This is a genomic window from Serratia sp. 4542 (assembly GCF_016805595.1).
GTDB classification, from domain to species: domain Bacteria; phylum Pseudomonadota; class Gammaproteobacteria; order Enterobacterales; family Enterobacteriaceae; genus Serratia; species Serratia nevei.
This window is the reverse complement of sequence record NZ_RXKV01000009.1, coordinates 91,814-107,095: the sequence shown is the minus strand read 5'-3', so window position 1 is coordinate 107,095 and position 15,282 is coordinate 91,814. Positions and strand designations below refer to the sequence as shown.

Below are 15,282 nucleotides of genomic sequence, written 5' to 3'. Positions count from 1 at the left end.
ATGATATTGATTATCATTTACATGAATTTATTTTGATGGTAGCGTAGTGACTGAAAGTTTTCAAGGAACCTGAGAGAGCAATGAAATATCACGTTGATCTTAAGGTTCTCAATTTACGCCTAATCGTTTCAACCCTCTTACTTTGGGAGAAAATATGATGGAGCTGGCAGAGGAGAATGGCTTTGCGAGACAGGCACTTTCAACACAACCTGATTTTTCGGCTCGTAACGCACTCTCTCGAATAATTCGTTGTCTTTTTTCGGAAAAACTACTTGATGAAAAGAAACTTGAGATTTTCGATGATAAAAGTAGGGTTAATTACCGCCTCTCTGATGGAGAATATACCCTTCGGCTAAATCTAACGGCGGTTTTTCCGGCGAATAGTGTTATTAATCGTGGTGATATTATCCTCGAGGCAGCCGACGGGAGCAAAACACCGATTCTGTCACATGAACAACTGATCGACGTCCTGAAAAATGAATTTAGTTTCAGCCCTTCGGCTGAGGGTATAGCTAAATTCAATAAAGATGTTGCTAACAGTATCCATAATGACCGGCTGGCCAGAGCGCATCGGTCAAAATGGCGGAATAGCATTACTAAAGACATGGAGAAAGAGGGGGAGTCTTATTTTGTTAAATGGATAAGACGCCATCACAGTTTGAGAGAGGGGGCGACTCTCCTGGACCAGTGGGGATCTCTGGAAGGCCACCCTTATTATCCTACCTGGAAGTCCCGGCCTGGATTAAACGATGAAGACATCGAGGCCCTGTCCGCCGAATTTGGAGCCCGAGTCATTCTTCGCATGGGAGCCATACAGGCCGACATGGTTTATTGCGAGAAGATGCCTCATGTTCAGGATACCCATCAATGGCTGTCATCGGCCTTTCCTGGCGTCTGGAGTGAATGGTGCGCCTGGCTCGAAAGTCAACATCACAACCCTCAAGAATGGCTGCCCATTCCCCTTCACCCCTGGCATCTTGAACATTGGGTCTTGGGTCATTTCGCCAAAGAAATAGACGAAGGCATTCTTTTGCCATTTGGTCCCGAAATTGAAACCGCACCCTCAATGTCGTTCAGAACTATGCTTCCGACGGCCCCGGCATTGCCTTTTATAAAATTGCCCGTTGCCATATGGATGACCAGTGAGATGCGTAGCCTCCAGGCTAAATCCATTCACATGGGGCCGCGTATTAGTACGATTATTGAGGATATCCTGGATGTGGAGCAGGGTTTTGACGGCAAACTCGACTTTTTCCGGGAAGATGCCGCATGGCACTTCCGTCATAAAGATCGTATGGATGACGCTGAGGGTAAGTTTCTCTCCGTCGTGTTTCGTAGTACGGATGCGTGGAAAAGAAACGATAATTCATTGGCTATCACGGTTGCATCGCTATTTACCGCCCTCCCGCATAAATCCGATCCCCTTATCAGTGAGCTGATTGCCTTGTCAGGATACACGCCTGAGACATGGTTTCGTCATTACACCCGGATCATACTGAAACCGGTCTTGGCTATGTATTTGATTTATGGCGTGGCGCTTGAAGCACACCAACAAAATACGCAGGTTTTATTTGATGATTCCGGCCGCGCTGTGGCCATGCTTATCCGTGACTTCGGCGATGGCCGCAGCTGGGCCCCGGCACTCCGTAAGCAAGGTTACGAACTCAAGCCTTATATCTGGCCTGGCATTTTACCCACGGTGTTTGAAGATGATATTGAACCCGTCAGAACCTTCGTCGTGGATGCTTGCCTTGTCAGTCATTTACATGAAATCGCCCTTTGCCTGACTCACTTCTATTGCATCCAAGATAACCGTATGTGGAAAGTTATTGGCGAAGAACTTGACCGTGTATTTAAAGAACTTCACCCAAGGCTAGATGACAGCTTCTGGCATCAGGAACGCGAGCATTTTATGAACCATCCCTGGTATACCCGCTCATTAATGAGCATGCATTTACAACAATATACTGATTATCGACTTCAGCACGGCCTTAATAATCCTTTAGCTGATTGATACGCCGGTAACTCTGGGACTCGAGATAATGGTTATGAATCGTAGAAAGAAGTTTCTGGTTTTGGCTGTTGTAGAAATTTTAATTCCTTATATTGCGAACGCGGAAGATACCGTTGTCGTTACCGCCGACAGTGCTGTTACACAAACTGAAGATGAACTATCCAAACAAGCCAACATTGGCTTATTAGGAAGTAAAGTCATTCATGATACGCCATTCAGTATCAAGGGATATACCTCGCGATACATTGAAGACAGGCAGGCTAAATCTCTCGGCGATGTTATAAAAAATGATTCATCCGTGCGGGTTACCTCTCCTTCAGGCGGGATCCTGGATTCTTTCATGATCCGTGGATTCCCTATTGGTGAAGGCAATACCGGTGAAGTGGCACTCAATGGTGTCTATGGTGTGGCACCAAATTATCAATTATTGCCGCAATATCTCGAACGAATAGAGTTACTGAAGGGGCCGGGCGCGGGGCTCTATGGGATGTCCCCGAATGGAGGGGTTGGCGGTGTCATCAACGCAGTGACTAAAAGGGCTACAGCTCAGGATATTAAACGACTCACCACCACCTGGGAGTCCAACAACCAACTCGGTGCATACGTCGATGTCGGTAAATTGTGGGTTACCCCGGACGGTGAGGTGTGGGGAATCCGTTTTAACGGTGGCGGTAGTGGTGGCGATTTGGCACTCGACAATGCCTATAAAAATACGGCATTAGGCGCGCTTGCTCTCGATTATGGGAACGGAGGGGTGAGGGCTTCCCTTGACCTGCTTGATCAATATCAGCGAGTCAAATCCCCAAATCGCCCCTTCACTGTCGCTGCAGGCATTGATGTTCCGGATGCTCCTGATGGTAAGACAAACATCGCACAAAAGGGGATGTGGTGGAAAATCCGGGATCAGGGGGCATTGCTACACACAGAATACGATATTAATGACAACGTGACCGTTTTTGCGAATGCAGGCGGTGGGCGCTCGATGGTTTCACGCATATCAGAGCAAACCCCTAATATTATTAACGACAAAGGGGATGTCGTCTCGACGATTACTAATTTCCGCTTTAAGGTGAATCGTTATACTTTAGAAGCTGGCGCAAGAAGTTATTTTTCAACCGGTTCCATTGATCATCAGGCGACGCTGCAGGTCAGTTATTACCATGATCGCCTCGCAATCGCCAGCACTTGGGGGCAAACGGTAGATTCCAATATTTATTCCCCGTCAGACGTTGATGTCACCCTGCCTTCTGCGCCAGCCAGAGTATCAAAAACCTCCTCCAGCCAGTTAAGTGGTCTCGCGCTTGCAGACACAATGACCGTACTGGATGGACGTGTTGACATCACGCCAGGCGTGCGTCTCCAAAGGGTTCGTGCCGATAACTTCGCCGCTAATGGCGATCGTTCATCCACCTATGATGACTCTGCCGTCACTCCGATGCTTGGCCTGGTTTACCGTCCCTGGAAACCCGTTTCGCTGTATGCCAACTACATTGAGGGGCTCAGCAAAGGTGATGTTGCCCCTGGTACGGCACAAAACGCAGGTCAGGTGATGCGTCCATACCGATCGCGTCAATACGAAGTGGGCATTAAATACGATGAGGCGGGAATCCAAAACAGTCTTGCTCTTTTCCAGATCACGAAGCCGAGTGGTGCAATCGACAGTAGCAATACATTCAATTCCAATAGCGAGCAGCGGAACCGAGGAATTGAACTGAATATCTCCCATAAACCTCTTGATAATTTGCGAATGTCAGGAAGCCTTTCCCTGATTGATGCTGAGCTCACCAAATCTCCCTCCACCGGCGTTCGTGGTAACAAACCCGTTGGCGTCTCCCCGGTACAAGCAAACGCGGGTGTGGAATATGACCTCCCTGTCCTACGGGGATTGTCCCTGAATAGTCATGTTAATTACAGCGGGAAGCAGTACGTCAATCAGGCGAATACGCAGTCTATCCGTTCTTGGACAACGGTAGATATGGGGGCTGCCTATAAAACGCGTGTGTACGGTACACCGGCAACTTTCCGCTTTGATGTTCAGAACGTGTTAGATCGCCATTATTGGGCTGGCGTGGCGTCATACAGCACCATTGCGCAGGGAGCGCCACGCACCTTCCTTGCATCGGTAACCATTGATTTCTGAGAGGATTTAATATGGCTTCGCTGTTAAATACCTATTGCCGGGAAACCACTTCATGGCGGGTAAGCCCTGCCAGAGAATTACCCCCCTATGTGGATCCTGTTATTGCCCGATGGTTAGAGACGTCCCCTGATACTCTTGTTCGCTTATCAGAAATTTACGGTTCTCCGCTCAATATTGTTTGGCCGCATACCGTGGAGAGTAATTTCAATGCGATGGCTGCTATTACGGCGGGATTTGGTATTGAAGCGAAATTTTATTATGGCGTTAAAGTCAATAAATCACAGTCGTTATTACAGGCTGCCGTCGCTGCCGGAACAGGGGCTGATGTATCCAGCCTGCATGAGCTCAACGATGCTATCCGCGCTGGATGCAGAGGCACCGATTTGTGTGCCACCGGTCCTGCAAAAACAATACGTTTTTTGCAGGAGTTAATTCTGCAGGGGGCGCGGATTGTCGTGGATTCAGTCGAGGAAATGGACGATCTCATGGAAGTAGCTAAATGCTGGAAAAGCCCGACAGGCCGAATCAGTATACTACTGCGCCTTCGCCCCGCGTTCAGCCATACCAGCCGTTTTGGTATGTCATCCAGTGAAGTGAGTGCCGTGCTTCAGAAACTCGAGACCTGTAATCCATTAAAAATCGATGGCTTCCATTTCCATCTTAGTGGCTACTCGCCCGTATCCAGGGTTAACGCTTTTTTTGACACATTACCGTTGATTGCCTGCGCCCGTAGTCTTGGCCATTCCCCATGCATTATCGATATCGGGGGAGGGTTGCCCGTTCAGTATGTAGAGGGGAATTGCTATAAGGCATGGCTATCCTCACAGACGCAGGAAAACTATCGTACTCGACGGGTCCCGGATGCTTTCTATCCCTATGGTGGTGATATAAACGCTGAGCACTGGCTCACTCAGTTTCTTGGCGGTGCGGGCCCTGTGGGTAAAAGAGTCTGCGATGCATTAATCGATGAAGGATTAACGCTGTGTGTCGAGCCCGGAAGAAGTCTGGCCAACCAGAGCGCCATAAGTGTTTTTCGTGTATGTCGAGTCCGGCCTCACGGTGATTCCGGATACGTTATTTTTGTCGAGGGAAGTAGCTTCAGTGCATGCGAAACGTGGTTTAACTCTGAATTCTTAAGCGATCCGCTTCATATTCGTCAGAATTCTCATGAGCCATCTCCTGCTGCGAAAGCATGGATTGCGGGTCATAGTTGCCTTGACGAGGACGTTATAACTAACCGTCTGATTGCATTCAAGAACCTGCCTGAACCGGGCGACTTGCTGATATTTGCCAATACCGCTGGTTACCAAATGGATTTACTGGAAAACCAGTTCCACCGGCACCCGCTCCCCACAAGACTGACCGCTGTCATGAGCTCGCGCCAAAACCTCATTTTTACCGTTGACAATTAAGGAGTTGTAAAATGATCTTCAGAAAAGTAACTGATTTGATTGGCAATACTCCCGTCATTCAATTACCGCTGGCGCAATCTGACTCTCGTCTTTATATCAAAGTGGAGAAGAACAATCCTGGCGGGAGCATGAAAGATCGCATGGCCAGAAATATGATTGTTGCGGCGCTGAAATCAGGGCGGATCCAACCAGGTGGGACGATTGTTGAATCATCATCAGGAAATACGGGGATCGGCCTGGCCATTGCGGCTATCGAATTTGGGCTTAAATTTATTGCAGTGGTGGACCATCATGCCGCTCAGGATAAAATTACCATCATGCGAGCTCTGGGAGCAGATATTCGTTACGTTAAGGGTAATTATGGTGAAAATGAAGTCGCGGTTGTGGAACGACAGCGTATGGCGGCTGAAATTGCAGGTGAAATACCCGGCGCAGTTTTCATGAACCAATCAGATAATGCGGCCAATGCCGGTGGATATGCAGACCTGGTGCGTGAAATTATCTGCCAGATTGGCAAAGTCGACGCGTGGATTGGATGTGTTGGCACTGGCGGTTCGATGACAGGGATAGCGCATGGCCTCAAGGTTCATAATCCGGATACAGTTACGATCGCGGTAGAGCCAGAAGGCTCTATCGTATTTGGCAAGCCAGGAAAACCCTATTATCAATCAGGGACCGGCACACCGGAAGGAGACACCGTCGGATTAGTTCTGGATTACAGCTGCATTGATTATGGTGAACAGGTTTCCGACGTCTGCGCTTTTGAAACTGCACGCTATCTTGCGCGCCGTTTCGGGCTGCTTGTTGGCGGTTCTACCGGTGGTGCAATATATAAAGCGTTGGAATTTATCAATAATGGAACGATTCGGGGGAATGTGGCTCTCGTTATTGCAGATGGCGGTGAAAAATATCTAAATACGATCTTCAATGAGGAGTGGCTCAAAGAACGGGATCTTCTCTCCGAGCAAGTCTGGGAGCAACTTGATGGCTGGTTTGCACTCTCTTCTGTTCAGGAGGGAGAATAATGTTCTCAGGCGAGAAGTTAAGGGTAACAATATGTGGGGCCGGCCGTACGGGCCACCTTGCTGCCATTTTATTCAGTCAAAATCCCGCAGTTGCAGTAACTCTTTACACTAGCCGGCCAGAAACTGTCACCGCATATCAAGGCAGTGGCGCTCAGTTGCATGCGATCATGCCTGACGCAAATGTCATAAAAGCCTCTGCCGTCAGGATGACGGCGTCAGTCGATGAAGCCTGCGCCGCTGCAGATCTCATTATCATTACTGCCCCAAGCCATGTACGCGAAAGCGTGCTTCAAAGCATCGCGCCAGCGCTGCCCCGGCATAAGCAGGTCTTCGTCGGAGCCATTCCCGGTTTTGGCGGATTTGACTGGCTGGCAGAAAAAGCATTTGGAGGCTTATCGAATATTGTTATATGGGGCATGAAAGATGTCCCCCATATTGCGTTTGATCTTGTACCCGGAAAAAGTGTCAGGATAGGGGGGGAGAAATCACAGTTGTACGTGGCTGTTCATCGCCGGGAAACACCTGAGAATACCGATATTCTGCTTGATTATCTGAGGCAGCTTTATGAGGCTCCCGTCACTCTGCTTTCTAATTATCTGGAGATTACCCTTACACCAGGAAATCCAATCATGCACAGTTCCGTCATTTATGGCCTCATCGGCCCATGGGGGCAGTGGCACGGGCATGCTTTCAATCATATTCCGTGTTGGTGGAGTGATTGCCCTGAACTCGGTGCTTATTTCCTTGCTCGCTGTGATGAGGAAAATCAGGCCTTATGTAAAGCTGCCGAACTTTCACTGGGTATCGATCTCAGCTCTGTGCAGCCATTGCAGCAGGAAATAGTCGAGGCATACGGTGACTCAATTTCTGACCCCAGAACACTCCTCAGTATTTTACGAACGAATAAGGCCTATGAGGGGATCCCGCTGCCTCTGATCCGCGAAGGGCGATCCGACACTTTTATTTTTGACAAAAACCATCGGGTCTTTCGGGAAGATATTGGCTGCGGTTTAAGCCTGCTGGTTTTAATCGGCCAGAGGCTCAAGGTGCCAACACCATATATAGAAGAAATCTATTACTGGTGTTGCGAGTATATGGGAGGGAAGATTGCCCGCTCCCCGATCCCCGCCGATTGGCCAACGATAAGGAGGGAATGAGGATGCGCGTAACGGGCAGTGTGACTTTTATTGTCCAGTTTCTGTTTATCGTGCAACTGCTTTCGATGGGAGCGATGGAAATGAGCGGCCCTTTTTGGCCGCTTCATATCGAAAGCATGACGTCCACAGAACTACTGAGCATCGCTGGCACAGGGGTGTATATAGCACCGATGCTTGGCGTTATGCTAACCAGCACATTCTGGGGGCGGGTAGGCGACAAAACGGGCAATAAAGTCATGATGATCCGCGCACTGATGGGCCTGGCATTAACGCAACTTGGGCTTGCTTTCGCCAATGACGTCTGGCTGGTGCTTATTTTACGTTTTTTACAGGGTACCTGTGCGGGTTATATTGCGCCGGCGCAGGCCTATGGTATTGCAATGGTGCCAGCGGCACAGCGTACGAGACTTTTTGCCTGGTTGCAGGTGTCGACCAACGCAGGCTCTTTGGCAGGGGCGATTATCGGGGGAGCCATTCTCGATCTACTGAGTTTCTTCTGGATAAACGTCAGCGCATTCATTATTTGTACGCTATGTGCACTGATTGTTCTTTTCATATTACCTGCTGATGCTCCTCATGGAGTCTCGTCTACTTCAGCTGTTCATTCAAAAGATAAGAAAAGGACTCCAACTGGAATCAACAATGGCGTCATTGTTGGCTTACTGACGGTTCTTGGCTTGTTATTAATGAGCCGCATGATTACGCAAACGCCTTTTTCTCTTTATGTCAGCACGGTGTTCAATGCCCCTAATTGGCTAACAGGATTAGCTTATGGATTACAGGCTACGGGAGTGATTGTATCAGCGTCTCTCTGGGCAAGATGGTTTGAAGCGCACGATATAGCCAGCACGCTCTACCGAATGGTGGGGATCATCATGGGATGTATCCTGGTAACGCTGCTGCTGGCTACAGTAAGGGAAACCAGCTGGTTTATCGGGCTTTATTTTTTATGGGGAATTCTCCTTGGCGCAACCACGCCTGTGCTTACCGCATTAATTTCGCGCACAACAGCCGAAGGTATGCAAGGGTATATATTGGGGGTGGTCCAGAGCATCAGCCAGTTCGCCTCCATCATAGGTATTGCTTTGGGGGGCGTAGTCCTTCTCTGGCCGGGGTTGTCAGCGTTGTTTCTTTGCGTTGTGGTCATGTATTCCATGACTTTAATGATTACGTTAAAAATCAGCCGTTCTTCAAGGGAATTCAACAAGAAAATAGGTTATGAAAAATGATATTACGACTTGTGCTCTTTATTGTATTGTTAACCTCATCAGTTGCTCATGCTGAACAGACGGTGACGCCTGTAACCGATCTCCTTGGCCGAACCGTTAACATCAAATTACCGGTACAGCGTGTCATCCTTGGGGAAGGGCGCCAACTGTATCTGGTCGCAATGCTTGATAAAGAAGATCCTGCCAAGAGGATAGTGGCCTGGCGGAAAGATTTAATACAGTCAGATCCGGCAACATGGCAGCAGTACCGGCAACAGTTTCCACAACTGGAGAAAATCCCGACATTTGGAGGCAGCGAGCAAGGGACCTTCGATATCGAACAGGCTATTAATTTGAAACCTGACGTCATTATCATGAATATGGATGCGCGAAATGCCATTGTTGACTCAGGGTATGAAGCCGCACTTGCCAGTGCGGGTATCCCAATTGTCTATGTGGATTTTCGGTATGACCCTATTGCACATATTCCTCCTACAGTGAAACTATTTGGCGAGTTATTTGGTCAATCGGAACGCTCTGAAGCCTATTTAAAGTTTCGCGATAGTGAGTTACAACGCGTCATATCCAGGACTTTAAAATTACAGAAGCCATTGCCAAAGGTATTTTTAGAACGTCTTGGAGGTTATTCAGAAGAATGCTGTATGACCTTTGGCAAGGGGAGTTTTGGGCGTTTTGTTAAATTAGCCGGAGGAGACAATATCGCAGCCAATCTTGCTCCCGGTTCATTTTTTACGCTAAATCCTGAAAAGGTGATAGCTGCAAATCCTGATGTCGTCATACTCACCAGCGGGAATTTTCAGGCCTTCGTTCCTGGCGGAAGGTGGATCCCTCTCGGACCGGGCGTCAATATCGAGGAGTCCAGGCGTAAGCTGGCATGGTTCACCACCCGTCCAGCTTATGCAGATAGCACTGCCCGCCGTAATAGCGCATTTTTCGCCATCTGGCATCAGTTCTACAACAGCCCGTATGACGTTATTGCCATCCAGCAACTCGCCAGATGGATACATCCACAATTATTCGCGGACCTGGCCCCTGATGACACATTCCGTCGTATGCATCAGGAATTTCTTCCCGTTCCGTATCAATCCGGGTATATGGTAAGCCTGAAAAAAGAGGAGAATAACCATGACGTTAAGTCTGGCACAACTCCGCGCTGACACGCCAGGGACTGAGCATGTTATTCATTTTAACAATGCAGGAGCAAGCTTAATGCCTGTCCCGGTTATACAGGCTGTGCATGAACACTATTTAAAAGAAATTACCCTCGGTGGGTATGAAGCCGCAGAGAGTGAGCGCCAATGGCTTGGTGATATATATGGTTATCTGGCGAAAATGATCCAGGCAAAGCCTGCAGATATCGCGCTTGTGGAAAATGCTACCCGGGCCTGGGACATCGCATTCTACTCTCTTCCCTTGCGCCCTGGAGATATCATCCTGACTTCGACCACTGAATATGCAGGTAATTATATACCTTACCTGCAACGACAAAAACGTGATGGCATTCAGATCAAGATTCTGGAAGCGGATGAGGAGGGGGCTGTTTGTCTGAAGCAATTACAACATGCCCTTGGCAACCCTCGGGTCAGATTAATCAGCCTCCCAATACTGGGAACTCATGGGGGACCAATACAGCCGGTAGAAAAAATGGGCGCCCTTGCTCGTGATGCTGGCGTGTGGTTTTTCCTTGATGCTTGCCAGTGTATTGGACATTTACAACTTGATGTCCAAAAAATTGGGTGCCACGTGTTAACAGCCTCAGGGCGTAAATACCTGCGAGCTCCACGCGGTACGGGTTTTTTATGGATGGACAGCACCCTGAGTTCGAATATTGAACCGGTGTGGCTTGATCACCATGCTGCAAGACTTATAGATGAGCAGAGTTATCATATTAGCGAGGGAGCCCGACGATTCGAATGCTGGGAGGCAAATATCGCTGACAGGCTTGGCCTGGGGGCTGCCGCGAAATATGCGCTTTCGTTAGGGCAAGATAAAGTAACGCAAAGAATTTTTAAGTTGGCTAAGCAACTTCGCTTAGGCCTGAAATGTATACCGCACGTTCAGTTACAGGATAAAGGAGATAATCTATCAGGAATAGTTACATTTACAGTTAAAAATAAAACAGCTGAATCTGTTAAGGAATACCTATCGGCTCAACCACGTCGAATTAATGTCTCATGTTCTCGATTTAGTTCGACATTCATTGACATGCGAAATCGTGGGCTGGAGTCAGTCGTTCGTGCATCCGTTCATGCGTATAACAGTGAAGATGAGATAGATATCTTACTTAATGCCCTTGAAAATTTCAGGTGAGGTGAACATGCAGTATGAGGTAATATTACACCCAGTTGCCTTGATCCGTCCCTCTGAAGAGGTCAACATGGAACATGTTATAGCATTAACAGAGGAGATAGCGCGTTGCCAAAAATGGATAACACCCGTTCCCATTGAAAAGCACACGGGGATCATTATGGATGGCAACCATCGATATCGTGTGGCCAATAATCTTGGGCTAATGTACCTTCCTTGTATATTGCTTGATTATACTGATATACGCGTGAGAGTACACGACTGGAATAATGGTGAGCCCTTCTGCCCGTTAAAAATCAGAGACCACATAGTCAACCAGGGAAAAATTTTTCCGTATAAAACCACTCGTCATTTATTTTCACCGGTTCTTCCAGCCGTTGATTTTCAGCTCAAACAGTTATTCGGTATACGTTCATTAACTATATAGTTCTTCTCGGCTCTGGTCGCGATCAATGCCGGAGTCCGTTTTGTAGGAGTAGTTCTGCACGAGAGCATTGCAGCGGATGCTTTTAGACACTCAGCCATTGAGCCAATCCTCGAGCTTAGGACGTTGCTGATGTCCCGCTATGTATGTACTGCGCCTCAGCGCGGCCGCAGATCGACCACGCGCTGCACTTTGCCTTCTTCCGAGCGAGGCCCTTGGCCGCATCATCGAACGCAGTTCGATGGGGAGCCCTGGCTCCGAAAAGCAAAAACCCAGCCATAGGCTGGGTTCTCTCAATAGGGCGACCGGACTCGGACAACCGGCGCTGGCGCCGCGTTGAACAGCGCTTCAGCGCTGGTCCGCAGGGTGAGGCCTTTGGCCGAATAATCGAACGCAGTTCGATGGAGAGTCCTGTCCCTGAAAAGCAAAAACCCAGCCATAGGCTGGGTTCTCTAAATAGGGCGACCGGACTCGGACAACCGGCGCCTGCGCCGCGTTGAACAGCGCTTTAGCGCTGGCCCGCAGGGTGAGGACTTTGGGCCGAATAATCGAACGTAGTTCGATGGAGAGTCCGTACTCCAGAAAGCGAAAAACCCAGCCATAGGCTGGGTTCTCTAAATATGGTGCCCGGACTCGGAATCGAACCAAGGACACGGGGATTTTCAATCCCCTGCTCTACCGACTGAGCTATCCGGGCAACGGGGCGCATTAAACCGTATTGGCCGGGTGGCGTCAATCGCTTTCTGTCACAAAGCCGATCGGTTGCTCTATTTTCAGGCAGCGAACCCGGCAGAGTGGGGAATGGGAGGGTATCGTCATTCAATAAATATGCATATAAAACGTGTATTTATACCGTCGTTAATATGGATTTTTATGATTTTTTAGTTAAATAACAATGCATTATTTTAAAATTAATGCGCGTTAAACCAAGGCGATTCTTGCTTGAACCCCGCAACGAATCATGCAATCATTGCGCAAATTTTAGCACTCTCCGTTCCCTGACGGTGTTCCCGCTTCTTATAAGCCAGAGGGTTATTGGCATGACTGGTTTTGTTGCTCAAGCGCTGCTGCGCACCAGACATCTGACGCCGCCACCGTTCCGCCGTTGTCTCCTTCGCACGTCATCCGCCCGAATACGCCTGCCGGCCATGCGGTAAGGCCGCCTGATGCTCGCTGTTAGGCATGCGTAAAGCCAGCGCTATGGCCCTGATTTTACTGATGCCTGTCGGACGCTGCCAAGACCAGTTCCCCCGATAGCCGCCTGATGATCCCCGATCATGAGCCGGTCACGCACGCCGCTTATGCTGCCGTGCCCGGGTATCGCTTTACCGGGATAACCGCGTTATCTCATTACCGTGCCGGTGGCACACCCTCATCCTTCACCGTTTGAGAGTCAGAATGATGAAAGAATTGAAAATCGCGACCAGCGCCAGCCTGGTCGCCACCATTGAGACGCTGCGCCAAATCGTGCGCGTAGAGCAGACGGACTACACCGACGTGGCGGCGGTGGTGGTGTCGGTCGCCGACGTGAACGCCGGCATTCTGGCGCGCTTGCAGGCGACGGGGTTCGACATTCCGACCTTCGTGGCGGTGGAAGGGGACGAGCATCTCTCGCCGGACTATCTGCCGTTCGTCAGTGGGGTTTTCGCGCTGCTGGCCGGCGCCAGCAAGCCGTTCTACATGGCGCAGCTGGAGGCCGCCGCCGACGCCTACGAGCAGGCGCTGCTGCCGCCATTCTTCAAAACGCTGAAGACCTACGTCGAGATGGAAAACTCGACCTTTGCCTGCCCGGGGCATCAGGGCGGTGAGTTCTTCCGCAAACACCCGGCCGGCCGGCAGTTCTTCGATTTCTACGGTGAGACCCTGTTTCGTTCCGATATGTGCAACGCCGACGTCAAGCTGGGCGATCTGCTGATCCACGAAGGATCGGCCAAGGATGCGCAAAAGCACGCGGCGCGGGTGTTCAACGCCGATAAAACCTACTTCGTGCTCAACGGCACCTCGGCGGCCAACAAGGTGGTGACCAACGCGCTGCTGACCCGTGGCGATCTGGTGCTGTTCGATCGCAACAACCATAAATCCAACCACCACGGGGCGCTGATCCAGGCCGGGGCCACGCCGGTCTATCTGGAAACCGCCCGTAACCCGTTCGGCTTTATCGGCGGCATCGATGCGCACTGCTTCGACGAACGCTACCTGCGTGAGCAGATCCGCGAAGTGGCGCCGGAGAAAGCCGCGGCGGCGCGGCCGTTCCGGCTGGCGATCATCCAGCTCGGTACCTACGACGGCACGATTTACAACGCTCGCCAGGTGATCGACACCATCGGTCATCTGTGCGACTACATCCTGTTCGACTCCGCCTGGGTGGGCTACGAAGGCTTTATCCCGATGCTGAAAGAGTGTTCGCCGCTGCTGCTGGAGCTGGACGAACACGATCCGGGCATTTTCGTCACCCAGTCGGTGCATAAACAGCAGGCGGGGTTCTCGCAGACGTCGCAGATCCATAAGAAAGACGACCACATCAAAGGGCAAAAGCGCCACTGCAACCACAAACACCTGAACAACGCGTTCATGCTGCATGCGTCGACCAGCCCGTTCTATCCGCTGTTCGCCGCGCTGGACGTCAACGCCAAGATGCACGCCGGCCCCGCCGGGCGCCGCATGTGGATGGACTGCGTCAAGCTGGGCATCGAGACCCGTAAACAGCTGCTCAAGCGCTGCTCGCAGCTGAAGCCGTTTATTCCGCAGCAGGTGGCGGGCAAAGACTGGCAGGATCACGATACTGACCTTATCGCCAACGACGCGCGCTTCTTCACCTTCGTGCCGGGGGAAACGTGGCACGGCTTCGAAGGCTATGCCCAGGATCAGTATTTGGTGGATCCGTGCAAGCTGCTGCTGACCACGCCGGGCATCGACGCCGCGACCGGCCAATACACCGAGTTCGGCGTGCCGGCCACCATTCTGGCCAACTTCCTGCGCGAGAACGGCATCGTGCCGGAGAAGTGCGATCTCAACTCGATCCTGTTCCTGCTGACCCCGGCGGAAAACCCGGCCAAGATGGAGCACCTGGTGGAGATGCTGGCGCAGTTCGAGCGCTATGTTGCAGAGGACGCGCCGCTGAGCGTGGTGCTGCCGACGGTGTACCGCAAGAACGAGCAGCGCTACCGCGGCTACAGCATTCGCCGGCTGTGCCAGGAGATGCACGATCTGTACGTCAGCTTCGACGTCAAACAGCTGCAAAAGGAGATGTTCCGCCAGGATCATTTCCCGCCGGTGGTGATGAACCCGCAGGACGCCAACGTGGAGTTTATCCGCGATAACGTCGAGCTGGTGCCCATCGGCCAGGCGGAAGGGCGCATCGCGGCGGAAGGGGCCTTGCCGTACCCGCCGGGCGTGCTGTGCGTGGTGCCGGGCGAAGTGTGGGGCGGCGCGGTGCAGCGCTACTTCCTGGCGCTGGAAGAGGGGATCAATCGCCTGCCGGGCTTCTCGCCGGAGCTGCAGGGGGTCTACATCGAGAAAAAAGATCACGGCTGGAAGCGTATCTTCGGCTATATGATCAAGCCATAGAAAAAGG

At 50.7% G+C, this 15,282-nt stretch carries 10 protein-coding genes and 1 tRNA gene; 10 read left to right on the top strand and 1 reads right to left on the bottom strand.

Features of this window, described 5'->3' with window-relative positions; genetic code table 11:
• The first annotated feature begins 154 nt into the window (after positions 1–154).
• From EKL15_RS11230 to EKL15_RS11190, 9 genes are read left to right on the top strand one after another with little or no spacing between them, the layout of a single operon-like run.
• Positions 155–2,014 (top strand): IucA/IucC family siderophore biosynthesis protein, encoded by a 1,860-nt coding sequence (locus tag EKL15_RS11230; protein ID WP_060422613.1) that lies wholly within the window; start codon positions 155–157, stop codon positions 2,012–2,014.
• A 34-nt stretch (positions 2,015–2,048) separates the two neighbouring features.
• Positions 2,049–4,154 carry a TonB-dependent siderophore receptor gene (locus tag EKL15_RS11225; protein WP_060441067.1) on the top strand — a complete coding sequence of 702 codons (2,106 nt, stop codon included), beginning with the start codon at positions 2,049–2,051 and terminating at the stop codon, positions 4,152–4,154.
• An 11-nt stretch (positions 4,155–4,165) separates the two neighbouring features.
• Complete coding sequence (locus EKL15_RS11220; RefSeq protein WP_100395908.1) at positions 4,166–5,566, top strand: Y4yA family PLP-dependent enzyme; 1,401 nt, start codon at positions 4,166–4,168, stop codon at positions 5,564–5,566.
• An 11-nt stretch (positions 5,567–5,577) separates the two neighbouring features.
• The gene (locus EKL15_RS11215) at positions 5,578–6,591 is read left to right on the top strand and encodes a PLP-dependent cysteine synthase family protein (RefSeq protein WP_060441028.1); all 1,014 of its coding nucleotides are present in this window, start codon (positions 5,578–5,580) and stop codon (positions 6,589–6,591) included.
• Positions 6,591–7,748, top strand: coding sequence for an NAD/NADP octopine/nopaline dehydrogenase family protein (locus tag EKL15_RS11210; RefSeq protein WP_060441029.1), 1,158 nt, complete (start codon positions 6,591–6,593; stop codon positions 7,746–7,748). Before EKL15_RS11215 ends, EKL15_RS11210 begins: the two co-directional genes overlap by 1 nt.
• A gap of 2 nt (positions 7,749–7,750) precedes the next feature.
• Complete coding sequence (locus EKL15_RS11205) at positions 7,751–8,977, top strand: MFS transporter (RefSeq protein WP_060422630.1); 1,227 nt, start codon at positions 7,751–7,753, stop codon at positions 8,975–8,977.
• Positions 8,974–10,134, top strand: a complete 1,161-nt coding sequence (locus tag EKL15_RS11200; protein ID WP_100395909.1) for an ABC transporter substrate-binding protein — start codon at positions 8,974–8,976, stop codon at positions 10,132–10,134. The genes EKL15_RS11205 and EKL15_RS11200 overlap by 4 nt, the downstream gene beginning before the upstream one ends.
• Positions 10,103–11,287, top strand: a complete 1,185-nt coding sequence (locus EKL15_RS11195) for an aminotransferase class V-fold PLP-dependent enzyme (protein WP_203089490.1) — start codon at positions 10,103–10,105, stop codon at positions 11,285–11,287. The genes EKL15_RS11200 and EKL15_RS11195 overlap by 32 nt, the downstream gene beginning before the upstream one ends.
• Before the next feature lie 7 nt (positions 11,288–11,294).
• Complete coding sequence (locus tag EKL15_RS11190) at positions 11,295–11,711, top strand: ParB N-terminal domain-containing protein (RefSeq protein ID WP_089186899.1); 417 nt, start codon at positions 11,295–11,297, stop codon at positions 11,709–11,711.
• Positions 11,712–12,329: 618 nt separating this feature from the next.
• On the opposite strand, the gene EKL15_RS11185 is transcribed toward EKL15_RS11190, so the two are convergent.
• Positions 12,330–12,405 (bottom strand) — tRNA-Phe (locus tag EKL15_RS11185).
• A gap of 704 nt (positions 12,406–13,109) precedes the next feature.
• On the opposite strand from EKL15_RS11185, the gene speF reads away from it, so the two are divergent.
• Positions 13,110–15,275 carry an ornithine decarboxylase SpeF gene (gene speF, locus EKL15_RS11180; RefSeq protein WP_048234788.1) on the top strand — a complete coding sequence of 722 codons (2,166 nt, stop codon included), beginning with the start codon at positions 13,110–13,112 and terminating at the stop codon, positions 15,273–15,275.
• The last annotated feature ends 7 nt before the right edge of the window (positions 15,276–15,282 follow it).

Bases quoted from the DNA above. Each gene is read 5' to 3' on its own strand.
- EKL15_RS11230 (WP_060422613.1), top strand. From the start codon at position 155: ATGATGGAGCTGGCAGAGGAGAATGGCTTTGCGAGACAGGCACTTTCA.
- EKL15_RS11225 (WP_060441067.1), top strand. From the start codon at position 2,049: ATGAATCGTAGAAAGAAGTTTCTGGTTTTGGCTGTTGTAGAAATTTTA.
- EKL15_RS11220 (WP_100395908.1), top strand. From the start codon at position 4,166: ATGGCTTCGCTGTTAAATACCTATTGCCGGGAAACCACTTCATGGCGG.
- EKL15_RS11215 (WP_060441028.1), top strand. From the start codon at position 5,578: ATGATCTTCAGAAAAGTAACTGATTTGATTGGCAATACTCCCGTCATT.
- EKL15_RS11210 (WP_060441029.1), top strand. From the start codon at position 6,591: ATGTTCTCAGGCGAGAAGTTAAGGGTAACAATATGTGGGGCCGGCCGT.
- EKL15_RS11205 (WP_060422630.1), top strand. From the start codon at position 7,751: ATGCGCGTAACGGGCAGTGTGACTTTTATTGTCCAGTTTCTGTTTATC.
- EKL15_RS11200 (WP_100395909.1), top strand. From the start codon at position 8,974: ATGATATTACGACTTGTGCTCTTTATTGTATTGTTAACCTCATCAGTT.
- EKL15_RS11195 (WP_203089490.1), top strand. From the start codon at position 10,103: ATGACGTTAAGTCTGGCACAACTCCGCGCTGACACGCCAGGGACTGAG.
- EKL15_RS11190 (WP_089186899.1), top strand. From the start codon at position 11,295: ATGCAGTATGAGGTAATATTACACCCAGTTGCCTTGATCCGTCCCTCT.
- speF (WP_048234788.1), top strand. From the start codon at position 13,110: ATGAAAGAATTGAAAATCGCGACCAGCGCCAGCCTGGTCGCCACCATT.